7 protein-coding genes are annotated in these 12878 nt (G+C 55.4%); 6 read left to right on the top strand and 1 reads right to left on the bottom strand.

Translation table 11 applies throughout. The annotated features are described in order from the left end of the window. The 6 genes from RUA4292_RS16015 to RUA4292_RS16040 form a co-directional block, all read left to right on the top strand. A partial coding sequence (locus tag RUA4292_RS16015) for a cadherin-like domain-containing protein (protein ID WP_058278508.1) occupies positions 1-2656 on the top strand: 2656 nt, incomplete at its 5' end. Positions 2657-2818: 162 nt separating this feature from the next. Beyond that, entirely contained in the window at positions 2819-3595 is a 777-nt protein-coding gene (rfbF, locus tag RUA4292_RS16020; protein WP_058278509.1) for a glucose-1-phosphate cytidylyltransferase, read from the top strand. A 2-nt stretch (positions 3596-3597) separates the two neighbouring features. After that, a complete protein-coding gene (locus RUA4292_RS24980) occupies positions 3598-5922 on the top strand; it encodes an NAD-dependent epimerase/dehydratase family protein (RefSeq protein ID WP_199520020.1) in 2325 nt (774 codons plus the stop codon). A 17-nt stretch (positions 5923-5939) separates the two neighbouring features. After that, positions 5940-7115, top strand: a complete 1176-nt coding sequence (locus tag RUA4292_RS16030) for a class I SAM-dependent methyltransferase (RefSeq protein ID WP_082637152.1) — start codon at positions 5940-5942, stop codon at positions 7113-7115. A gap of 2 nt (positions 7116-7117) precedes the next feature. Beyond that, positions 7118-8275: a class I SAM-dependent methyltransferase gene (locus RUA4292_RS16035; protein ID WP_058278510.1), complete on the top strand. Its 1158-nt coding sequence runs from the start codon at positions 7118-7120 to the stop codon at positions 8273-8275. Between the two features lie 621 nt (positions 8276-8896). Beyond that, positions 8897-11251 carry a LamG-like jellyroll fold domain-containing protein gene (locus RUA4292_RS16040; RefSeq protein WP_158507045.1) on the top strand — a complete coding sequence of 785 codons (2355 nt, stop codon included), beginning with the start codon at positions 8897-8899 and terminating at the stop codon, positions 11249-11251. Positions 11252-11874: 623 nt separating this feature from the next. Here the strand turns inward: RUA4292_RS16040 and RUA4292_RS16045 are convergent. After that, positions 11875-12864, bottom strand: coding sequence for a sulfotransferase domain-containing protein (locus tag RUA4292_RS16045; RefSeq protein ID WP_233493471.1), 990 nt, complete (start codon positions 12862-12864; stop codon positions 11875-11877). Positions 12865-12878: the final 14 nt, after the last annotated feature.

Consider the following 12878-nt stretch of genomic DNA (forward strand, 5'->3'; position numbering starts at 1 on the left):
GTTCTCGGGCGCAGACAGCTTTACCTACACGATTTCGGACGGCAACAGCACCGATACGGCCACGATGAACCTGACGGTCAACGACACCACGCCCTCGAACGATCCGCCGGATGCGGTGGATGACGGGCTGGCGACGGACGAAGACGTGGCGCTGGTGATCAACGTAGCCGGCGATCTGCTGGCCAATGACAGCGACCCCGAAGGCGATCCGATCAGCCTGACCGGCGTGACCCAGCCTGCGAACGGGGTGCTCACCGACAATGGCAACGGCACCTATACCTATACCCCGAATGCCGGGTTCTCGGGCGCAGACAGCTTTACCTACACGATTTCGGACGGCAACAGCACCGATACGGCCACGGTGAACCTGACGGTCAACGACACCACGCCGCCGCAGAGCGCGATCATTTCGGACGATTTTGCCACCGGTACGCTTGGTTCGGACTGGGAGTTTTCGGGCATTGCCGGGAACGCCTATCTTGGAGCAACCGCAACGGACGGGTACCTGCAAATCACCTCTCCGGCGGGGGCCGCTGTCAGCGCATCTGACTTTTTGACGACCCCGCGCGTCCTGCAGGATGTCACCGATGGCGATTTCCAGATCAGCGCAGGTTTCCTGACCCAGCCGACGCAGACCTATCAGGAGCACGGGCTGCTGGTTGTCGAGGATGGCAGCAATTTCATCCGCTTCGACATCGCGTTCACGTCGAACTCGATCCTGCGGCTGATAGTGGGCGTGATTGAGAACGGTTCGACCAGTTTCAACCTGTTCGAGGATATCCCCTATAACAGCGTCACCGATTTCAGGATCACCCGCAGCGGTGACAGCTGGCTTTTCGAAACGTCGAATGACGGTGTGAACTGGACCACCGCCTCGACGATCGAGCATCAGATGGTGGTCTCAAAGGTCGGTGTCTTCGCAGGCAGCGCTCCGAAAAACGGCGTGGTGCCGGGCTATACCGCACAGGTGGATTACTTCGAGAACACGGCCGATCCGATCGTGAACGAGGATGGCACGATCCTGCCCGTCGCCAACGCGCCCGATGCGGTGGATGACGGGCTGTTCACTGGTGATGACACAGCGCTTATCATCGACGTGGCGACCGACCTGCTGGCCAATGACAGCGACCCCGAAGGCGATCCGATCAGCCTGACCGGCGTGACCCAGCCTGCGAACGGGGTGCTCACCGACAATGGCAACGGCACCTATACCTATACCCCGAATGTCGGGTTCAACGGTGTCGACAGCTTCACCTATACGATCTCGGATAGCGGATTGACCGACACCGCAGAGGTCTCGATCGCGGTCGGCAATCCGATTGATGTCTGGTACGGGCTCACGCAGAGCTTCGGCTCGCCCGGAGAAGGTCAGGAACGGATCAACATTCTAGGCAATGTCGGTGTCGATGTGACGTCGATGACCTATTCGATCAACGGCGGCCCGGAACAAGCGCTGTCCGTGGGCGCCGATGGCATCCGTCTACAGAACGAAGGTGATTTCAACGTCGACATCTTCTATGCGGATCTCGACGGATCGGCCACCGATGACATCGTGACCCTCACCGCAACCCTAGTCGGCGGGACCATCGTGACTCGGGACGTGGTGATCGAATACGAGGACGGGGCTATCTGGGACCCCAATTACAGCATCGACTGGGATGCGGTAACGAATGCGCAGGACGCGCTGCAGATCGTCGACGGCAAATGGAGCTGGGACGGCAACGGCATCCGTCCGGTCGATCTGGGCTATGACCGGCTGCTGGTTCTGGGAGATCAGGGCTGGGACAATTACGAGGTTAACCTGACCATCGACATGCACGATCTGCAGAATGAACGTGGCTTTACCTTCGGGATGTTGTGGAACGGGCATACAGATTCGCGCTATGGCGACATCCAGCCCCTGTCGGGCTGGGAGCCGGGGGCTGCGTTCTTTTACACCAACGAACGTTTCAAGAGCCACAGCTATCACGAATGGTCCGAGGTTCTGGGCGTGACGGACAAGCTCAGGCTGCAGGAGGACGTGACCTATAACTTCACCGTGCGGGTGGAACAGACGGGTATCTATGACCGCCTCTACAGCCTCAAGGTCTGGGAGGAAGGAACGGCTGAGCCGGTGGGGTGGACGCTGCAGGTTGAAGAAGCCTTCAGCCTAGACGAAGCGCCGGCTACGGGGTCACTTTATCTCAACGCCCATTACTTCGATGTCACCTTTGGTGATCTAACCATCACAGAAATCACCGGGCGCGACATCATCCAAGGCGATGACAGTGATGAGGTGCAGGTGGCCGTGGATACATCCAGCTCGACGCCTGGGCTAGGCGAAATTGATGTCTTTGTCGGTGTGGGTGGGGCGGATACCTTTGTCTTTGGCGACATGGGCGGCGCCTACTATGACGACGGCGTGGGTGCTAATGCAGGAGAAGACGATTACGGCTTTGTATACGATTTCACCTCGGATACCGATCATGTGCAACTGGCCGGATCCGCCGCGGATTACGTGCTGAGTACGGATGCGCCGGGCCTGTCACCGGGCACCGCGATCTGGAAGGTTGGTGAAAATGGCGATGCTGACGAGCTTATTGGCATTCTGAACAGTGTTTACGATTTGGATCTCAACAGTGCTGATTTCATCTATGCGGATACACTATTGGTATGAAAAGGGTTCAGGAACGCCAATCAATCCCAAATTAGGACGCAGTGTCGAGTAAAATATTATCAATTTCCCGGAGAACTTATTCACTTCATAATATTGGCCCATTTCTTTGCCAAAACCTCTTTGGCAAGCTTACGATTGAATTTTGGTTAACGGAGAATTTCCATGAAAGTTGCAATTCTCGCCGGGGGCAAAGGAACGCGTCTGGCAGAGGAAACCTCGATCAGACCGAAACCAATGGTCGAGATCGGCGGGATGCCCATCCTTTGGCATATCATGATGGCCTACTCTCACTACGGGTATAACGATTTTGCGGTCGCCCTTGGTTATATGGGCAATTACATCAAGCGTTATTTCGCGGAATATGGAACGTTGGCGGGTAATATCACGGTCAATATGGGACGCCCGGAACCTTTGGTCCGCCACGATCAGGATCACGCGCCATGGACTGTCGATCTGATCGAAACCGGCGATGAAACCCTTACCGGTGGGCGGGTCAAACGGTTGCAGCCTTATCTGGGCGATGAGACTTTCATGCTGACCTGGGGTGATGGCGTGTCGGACGTGGATCTGCACAAGCTGCTGGCCTTTCACCGCAATCACGGCAAACTGGCGACCATCACTGCGGTACGCCCACCGGCCCGCTACGGTCATATGAGATTCGAAGGCGATCAGGTTGTTGCGTTTGAGGAAAAACCGCAGACGGCCGAGGGGCGGATCAACGGTGCCTTCTTCATCCTCGAGCCGCAGGTTTTTGACTATATAGAAGGCGATATGGTCATGTTCGAACATGGGCCGCTGGAGAACTTGGCCAAGGACGGCCAGTTGATGGCTTATCGCCATGACGGTTTTTGGGCAGCGATGGACACCCTTCGCGACAAGCACAATCTACAAAAGCTGTGGGATTCCGGTAAACGCCCCTGGGCGGTTTGGGAGAAATAATTATGCGTGTTTTGGTTACTGGTCACCGTGGGTATATCGGTGTGGTGCTGACCCCCATGCTGGAGGCCGCCGGACATGAGGTTGCGGGCATCGACAGCGATCTTTACGAGCGTTGCACCTTCGCACCAGGCGGAGAGATGCCGCAGGTGCCGACGATTCTGAAGGATATTCGGGATATCGATTCGGCAGATTTGCTGGGCTTTGACGCCGTTCTGCATCTGGCGGCGCTTTCGAATGATCCGCTGGGTGATTTCCGTCCTGAAACCACCTATGAAATCAATTACGAAGGCACGATGAACGTGGCCCGCGCCGCCAAGGCGGCCGGAGTGTCGCGTTTTGTGTTCTCGTCATCCTGTTCGAATTATGGTGCGTCGGGATCGGATTTCATTGATGAGACCGGCGCTTTCAACCCGGTGACGCCCTATGGTGAAAGCAAGGTTAAATCCGAACTGGCGCTGACTGAAATGGCGGACGAAACGTTCTGCACGACCTTCCTGCGTTCGGCCACTGCCTATGGGGTCAGCCCGCGCATCCGGTTCGATCTGGTGCTGAACAATCTGGTCGCCTGGGCCGTGACCACCGGCAACATCCATATGAAATCCGACGGTACGCCCTGGCGCCCGATTACCCATATCGAAGATATCAGCCGCGCCTTCCTGGCAACGCTGGACACACCGGTCGAAAAGATCCGCAACGAAGCATTCAACGTGGGCGTCACCGAGCATAACTATCAAATCCGCGAATTGGCTGAGATCGTGGCCCATGTGGTTCCGGGTTGCGAAGTAACCTTTGCCGATGACGCCGGTCCTGACAAACGCTCTTACCGGGTGAACTGCGATAAGATCCAGCGGGTCATGCCGCATTTCAAACCGCAATGGGATGCACACAAAGGGGCACAGTCACTGTATGAATCCTATCTGGCGCAGGAACTGACCCTGGAGGAATTCGAAGGCCCCCGCTACCAGCGGATCGGCCACATCAAAAAGCTGATCGCCGATGACATCATCGATGTGACCTTGAAACACACCGAAAACGGGTTGGCCTCACGCACCCCGGAAAACTCGCAAGAGGCCGAACCTTCAGATTTCGTGACTGACAGCGCTAAGGTCTGCTGCATATCCTGCGGTCACAAGGGACTGCAACCCATCCTCGATCTGGGTTTGATGCCGCGATCTGACGGGCTTTTGGAAGAAAGCGGTCTGGCACATAAAGAGTCGCTGGTGCCACTGCGGCTGGGGTATTGTCCCGATTGTACGCTGGTGCAGTTGCTGGAAACCCGTCCGCCCGAAGAAATGTTCGGCGATGATTATGTTTATTTTTCGTCCTATTCCGAGGATCTGCTGAAACACTCCCACGAAAACGCGTTGGAATTGATCGAAAAGCGCGAGCTTGGACCGGATAATCTGGTGGTCGAGATCGCGTCGAACGATGGCTACATGCTGCAGAATTTCAAAGGTGAGGGCATTCAGGTCCTGGGCGTTGACCCGGCCTCGCAACCTGCCACGGCGGCGCGCGAAAAGGGCATCGACACGGTGATCGATTTCTTTGGCACCCGCGTTGCTGGTGAACTGCGCGCACAAGGCAAGCGCGCCGATGTCATCATCGCCAACAATGTGGTGGCCCATGTGGCCGATCAGAATGATCTGGTGACGGGCATGGCCGAGTTGCTGGCAGATGATGGTCAGGTTGTGGTCGAGTTTCCTTATGTCCGGGACATGATTGATTTCATCGAGTTTGATACGATCTACCATGAACATCTGTGCTATTTCTCGGTGGGTTCGGCCAAGACCCTGTTTGAACGGCATGGTCTGCATCTGAACGATGTGCGCCGGGTGGCCATTCACGGCGGGTCCCTGCGGTTGTTCTTTGGCAAAACCGCGGCCCCCACGCAGGCTGTTACCGACATTCTGGCCGAAGAACATGACCTGGGTCTGGACCGGTTCGACTATTACAAGAGTTTCGGTGCCCGCGTCCGCGCCTTCCGCGATCAGGCCCGCAAACTGGTGGGCAATCTGAAAGCCGACGGCAAGCGCATCGCGGCCTATGGTGCAGCAGCCAAGGGTACGATCATGCTCAACTTCCTTCAACTCAATGATCGGGCCATCGAATACGCAGTCGACAAGAACATCCACAAGCAGGGCAAATACATGCCCGGTGTGCGCATCCGCATCGATGAGCCGGAAAGGCTGATGGCGGACAAGCCCGACTATGTGATGATCCTGCCGTGGAATTTCCGGGACGAGATCATCCGCCAACAGCAGGCTTTCCTGCAAGCGGGTGGCAAGTTCGTTGTGCCAATCCCCGAATTGGAAATCGTCGAATCCTGACGGCGGAGGGTACAGCTATGACTGAACTGACCTCTTGCCCGGCTTGCGCCGGACAGACCCTGTCAGAGATTTACCGGCTGGACGCCATCCCGGTGCAAAGCTGCATTCTGCTGAATACCGAAGATGAGGCGCGCAACTTCCCACGCCACCCGCTGGTATTGAAATTCTGTGGCGACTGCGGTTTTATCTTCAATTCCGTTTTTGATCTTTCCAAGGTCGACTACGCCTCGACCACCGAGGAAAGCCAGCATTTTTCCGGTACCTTCAACCGCTTTGCCCGTGGTCTGGCTACCGAAGTGGCCTCGCTTTACGACCTAAAAGGCAAGCGGACGCTGGAAATCGGTTGCGGCAAGGGCGAGTTCTTGCAGGAACTGGCGGATCAGACCGGCACAGTTGGGCTGGGCGTCGACCCCGGTTTCATTCCCGAGCGTCTGCCCGGTGCGGACGGGCACGAGATCGCGTTTCAAAGGGAATACTTCGACCCCGTCACCATTGCCAAAGCCCCCGATTTCGTCGCCTGCCGCCACACACTGGAACATATCCCCGAAGTGGGCCGGTTCATGGACGAGATCGCACAGGTGATCGACGGGCGGACGGATGTGGGTATCTTCTTCGAGACCCCGGATGTGTACCGGGTGCTCGCCGAAGGTGCCTTCTGGGACATCTATTTCGAGCATTGTTCGTACTTCACGCAGGGCAGCCATGCCCGGCTGTTCCGGCGGGCTGGATTCGATGTGACAAAGCTCTACCTGGCGTATGACGGCCAATACATCATCCAGTACGCGGAGCCGGCCGCGAGTCGTGAAACCCTACCGCAGGAGGATGATCTGGTTGCCGTTCGCGCCCTCGCTGCCGCTTTCCCGCAAAAGGTGGCCCAAATCCGGGCCTCTTGGACCGATTTCGTGCGCTCCCGCCACGGCGCAGGCAAGCGGGTGGCGATCTGGGGTGGCGGTTCCAAGGGCGTGTCCTTCCTGACCACCAATGATCTGGGGGCAGAGGTAGCGCAAGTCATCGACATCAACCCGTTCAAGCAGGGCAAATACCTGCCTGGCACCGGGCATCTGGTCTCCAGCCCCGAAAGCCTGAAAGACGCCCCGCCCGATACGGTGATCGTTATGAATCCAATCTATTTGCCCGAAATCGGGGCGCAACTGGCCGATATGGGCCTCAGGCCGGAGCTTGTCGCGGTATGAGCATGAACTGTCCCCTCTGCGCCGCGGACAAGGCGCAGGATATCTTCAGACTGGATCATGTTCCGGTGATCTGTAACCAGCTTTGGCCTGATGCTGCTGCTGCCCGCGCAGCGCCTGCTGGCACGGTTGATCTGAAGCTCTGCCCCGATTGCGGTTTCATCTGGAATGGTGCCTTTGACCCCGCGCGCATGGTCTATGCCCCGGGATACGAGAATGCCCTGCATTTCTCGCCCAAATTCCAGGCTTTCGCGGAAGAGCTGGCTGCTGGACTGGTGGCGCGGCATGGTCTGCAAGGCAAACATGTGGTCGAGATCGGCTGCGGCGACGGGTACATGCTGGACTTGATGGCTAAAAATGGCGTGGCCACAGCCACCGGGTTCGACCCGTCGATGGAAGGGCAGGAGACGCCGTCTGCCACCCGCGACAATGTCGAGATCGTGGGTGAATATTTCCGCTCGGATCAGCTGGACCGGCACTTTGACGCCATCCTATGCCGTCATGTGCTGGAACATGTTGACGCGCCGGTGCCACTGCTGAGCGATATCCGCTGTGCCATAGGCGACCGCGATGTACCGGTCTATTTCGAGGTTCCGAATGCTGGATGGATGCTGGATGCGGTGTCTATGTGGGATGTAATCTATGAACATGTCGGGTATTGGAGCGCCCCTGCCATCACAACTCTGTTCCGCCGCATCGGGTTCGAACCGATCTCGGTCAGTGCCGGATATGGCGACCAGTTCCTGATGGTCGAAGCCCGCCCCGCCGCACCCGAACCGTATTATCTGGATGCCGAGGCAAGGGACATAGCACGCGCAGCCCGTACTTTTGGTCGGGCCGCCACTGCAGAACTGGATCGCTGGCGCGACCGGTTGTCGAGCCTTGACGGGAATGTGGTCATCTGGGGCGCGGGTTCCAAAGGCATCACTTTTGCCAACGCCCTGGGTGATGCATCGCGGCCGCTGGCTGCGCTGGTTGATCTGAATACCCGCAAACACGGGCTGGTGGCCCCCGGTGTGGCCCTGCCGGTTATCGCCCCTGAGGCCTTGCGAGGTATCAGCCCCGATCTGGTCCTGATCTCAAACGCGCTTTATGAAACCGAAATCACTGAACAGTTGCGCAACATGGGTCTGAACCCGGATTTCGCCGTTATCGTGGGATAGCGAGTCTTGATCAGCTTTCCTGTGTTACAGGGGTATTTCGCTCCCTTACCAAATCGACCCCAGATAGGCCTCAAAAACAGGGCCGCCCCAACAAATTCTTTCGTATAGATACCATACGGACTCCATTTCTAACATGTATGAGTTTTCGCCATCCGGCTTTAAAGGTTTTATTGTTTATTGACATTCCCTAAGGTCAACTTCGCCGTGAAAGGTAGTTACCGGCGGAAAACTTCTTCCGACCTCTCATGCCCTGAGCAACTCACCGCCTAAATTCTTGCACCAAAACGGACACGAATTGCCCCAGTTTTGTCCTATTGCTATGCGATCAAGTGAGCATTGGGGGTGAGTAGTATCAAAAGGGTAGAAGTCGACCTGACAGGTGGGTCGGCACCGCGATCATCTTGCCAACTTAGTGAGTGTTTTGCCCGTCAGCATGACGTGCTTATGGGCGTGTTTCTGTGTGACTGAACCAAATGTGCAGAACAAAGGCAGCCTGAAAGCTGCGGGGAAATTTCCACGAGCGCCCACTCACGCTCAGGAACCCTCGCTTGGGGATGGCAGCGTCAATCAGGAAGACGAGAAACTAACATGTCAGGAATATACGTATCAAACGAACAAGAATTGCTGTCGGCGCTGTCCAAAGCGTCCGGTGGCGACACCATTCTGCTGGAATCCGGTGATTACGGATCCGTAGAGCTAAATGGTTTTAAGTTCAATGACTTTGTGACTATCGAATCTGCCGACGGCAATATGGGTGCAGAGTTCGATACGCTGGATATCTTCAACTCCAGCCATATCCGGGTCGACAATGTCAAAGTAGAACTGCCCAGTAACAGCGGATCTTCCGTCGTGCATATCGATAACAGCAACCACATCGACTTCATCAACTCCGAAGTCAGCGGTAAGAGCGACAATGTATATCCGATCGAGGGCCCAAAGTTCGGCATCTATGTTTATAATGGCAGCTCAGACATCACGCTCGAGAACAACTATGTTCATGATGTGTTGAACGGGATTGTTAATTTTGGCACCGACGATTTCAAGATCATTGGCAACACCGTCAACTTTGTTGGCTCCGATGCGTTCAAATTTGCAGGTGTCGACGGTGGTCAGATCATCAACAATACTGGTCCGACACACTTCTACCCGTCGGCGGACTCGCATGCCGATTTTATGCAGTTCCAGGGGGCACCGTCCCATAATCTGGAAATCATCGGCAACACTCTACTGCTGCAGAACCGCTTTGACATGCAGGGTATCTTCCTTGCCGGGCAAGGTGGGCATTCCAACCTGACCATCCAGCAGAATATAATCTACACTCAGATGGCCAACGCGATCTACGTCAACGAAGGCAATGGCAGTACCATCACCATTACCGACAACACGCTGATCAATGCACTCAACGACAGCCGTCCGGTCACGAAAATCACGGCACCGTCCGGTTCGACGACGGAAAACAATATCGTCTCGCAGAAGAAGGGCGAGATCGCCAGCGACGATCTGGAAATTCAGCACCTCGATTCCAATGGAGCCTATTATTATGACGATCTGTTCGTCGGCTTGACCGATGGCAAAGGCATCACCATTGAAGACCTGCAGCCGGTTTCGGGCAGTCTGGCTGAATCCTATGGCGCCTATGACCGCCTCATGGAACTGCTCAATGGCGACAGTGGTTCCACACCAGAACCGACCCCAGAGCCCACACCGGAACCGACCCCAGAGCCCACACCGGAACCGGATAGCGGAGACACTGACCAAGGGTCCATCGTCACCCCGATTCCGGGCACCGCATTTGCGATGACAGGCGACCAGGAAATTTCCGGAGCGGGCGATGTGCTGGAAGTTGCACATTCCCAGGGTATGGAAGTATCTTCGGGCACTCTCGCGTTCTCTTTCAACGCCGAGAGTGTATCGGGAGCGAAAGGGTTGGTTTCCAAAGATGCTTCTGGTGATGGTCATCACTTCACCAGCTACATCAATAAGGGCACCCTCTACTTCCGTTTCCAAGATGGTAAAAGCAGTGAAACAATCCGGATCAACGACATCAAGGCCAACACTGAGTATGACGTGCAGGTGGCAGTTGGCGAGGGCGGAGCAACCGTTTGGCTGAACGGATCTATCGCCGGGGCAACTTCTACGGACATGGACTGGTCGCAGAATACGGAATTTCTGCAGATCGGTGGCAATGGTTGGGCCTCCGAATCAGGCGAAAACGGATTCAAGCATACCTTTGATGGCACCATCTCGGATGTTATACTTGTCGAGGGTCTGAAAACCCCAAGCGAGATGGATGCAATCATGGTCGGAGAAGGGCCTTCATCCGGGGATGATCAGGGCACGCCGGCCGTGAATGAGCCCCCTGCGGCAGATGAGCCCCCTGCGGCAGATGAGCCCCCTGCGGTAGATGAGCCCCCTGCGGCAGATGAGCCCCCTGTTTATGCAAACTCTGTCTTCAGTATGGAGGGTGATAGCGAATTCTTCGGATTCACCAAAGATATCGTCAATGTCGAACACAAGTCGGCTTACGAACTCAGCGAAGGCACCATTTACTTCAGCTTTAATGCCGACAGTGTCAACGCGCGCCAGGGGTTGATGTCCAAAGATGCCTCCGGGTACGCAGGTGGTGGCGATCATTTCTCGGCCTGGGTTCACAAAGGAACGCTGTATGTCCGCTTCCAAGACGGCGAGAACGACGCCACCTTCGAGGCTGGAAATATCAAGGCAAACCAAACCTATGAAGTCACCGCCTACTTCCAGCAGGGTGAGGTCGGTGTGTATCTGAACGGTGAACTGCTCGGAACCCAGACCCTGACCATGGACTGGACCGACAATGCCGAATACCTGCAGGTCGGCGGCCTTGGATGGGCCAGTGCCACCGGCGATGATGCAGTAAAGGATGCTTTTGACGGTACAATTTCCGATGTTGCGATCTTCGACGAAGTTTACACACCACAGGACGTGGATCTGATTGTGTAAGCGATACGTTGTAGAGAGCTGTTTTCAATCGGGCCGGAAACTCTATGGTTTCCGGCCCGATTTGGTTTTTGGGTTGTATGGTCAACCCAAAATAATTACCATAATCTATATTATCTGCTTTCTTGATGAAGCAGCAAAGTTGGAATGTCCCACAATAGCAAAGTAGTGGTGTCATACTTCCCTGTCGAACAGGCAGAATTGGAGTGTGGCGGTGGGATTAGCAGTCATGAGCGAGCGCGAACTGAAGTGTAATTTCGACTGCGATAAGGAGTTTCCGGAGCTGAACGAGTATATCACAATAACGGCCTGAAGACATATATGAACGCCACCCGATCCGCGTGAGTCATGAAATAATCTATGCCTTTATCTACAGCCTATTTTTAGGCTAAACACGTCTCATAGCAGATACGATGGTTCCGAGACCTCATCTGAGGGGCTTGTGCGCGACCTTTACTCACCTCAAGAATGCTGGAACTACTTCAAGGCTGCTGGGTATGTCTCAAGTTAATAGCCGGAGGCTTTAGTGCACTACCAGCCTCTGATCCATTAGAATCGCGGCTTCGGAAGCTGGTGGCGTGTATACCAATGAACCAATCCAATTTACATTACTCTCGAAATCACATTCAACGAGGGAACCAAAGTCGGGTGAGGTCTTTCCCGACGATCTCATCCAGCCCCCTGAGTTCTCTCTGAAAAATGGCATCCAAAAACTCGCGAGTCTCCGGCCGCATTGGTGGCGGGTTTTTTGGATGTGACCTGTTCACTGCCCTGTGAAGTTTCAGCATGACGCGGGTCGGTATGCCCGCGCAAGGATCTTTGATTCCGTCAAGAGCGAATGGCAAACGTTCGGCGTAACGGGTATTTCCTTTGGCACGGAACAACCGGTTAACGACCAATTGAAGCTTCAAACTGCGTGGGAGAATGGCACGGTTAGTCCAAATCTCTTTCGCGTCTTCCGCGAAGAGCCCATGATCCAACCCCAGGAACTCTGATAGCTCTTTTAATACTTGCGCTTTATCAGACATAAACTCTTCAAGCACAAAAATGTAAACCCGCTCACGGGGGATGTCGCAGAGAAAGCGCCTGATTTGTGACAGATACATACTGCGCTCCAGGACACTGTGCGGCAAGAACCTTATGGTGTCTTCGAAAGAAAACAGCGCACGGCCCGAACGCACCAGATGCCAGTATTGCGAATAGGCGCGCTGGCTTGGCTGGCGGATGCAAACTATGGTCTTAATGGCCTTCTTTTGCATCGCAATGCGAGACCCGGCATGCTCTGAAGGCAAGTAGCAGGTGGAATCTTCACCTATTATGCTATCTGCAGGTGCGTTCTCGAACTGGTTCTGGTACCACTTCCAATAGAGTTGCGGGTCCACTTCTAATTGCGGCCCAACCCAGCGGCCTTGTCCATGGAACGCAAAGTCCGAATGCTGGAATATGTCATCCATATCGAAGAAGTTTATTTCCCCCTCTGGGATAAACACGTTTGGATGCGTTGCAAGTATCGAGTGCAGCGTGGACGTGCCGCATTTCATGGCCCCGCATATGATGAAATCTGGCAACCGTGCCTCTACAGGTGCGAGCCACTGGCCCTTCGGCAGACCTTTCATCCCTTGCACAGCGC

It is taken from the genome of Ruegeria atlantica, assembly GCF_001458195.1.
GTDB classification, from domain to species: domain Bacteria; phylum Pseudomonadota; class Alphaproteobacteria; order Rhodobacterales; family Rhodobacteraceae; genus Ruegeria; species Ruegeria atlantica.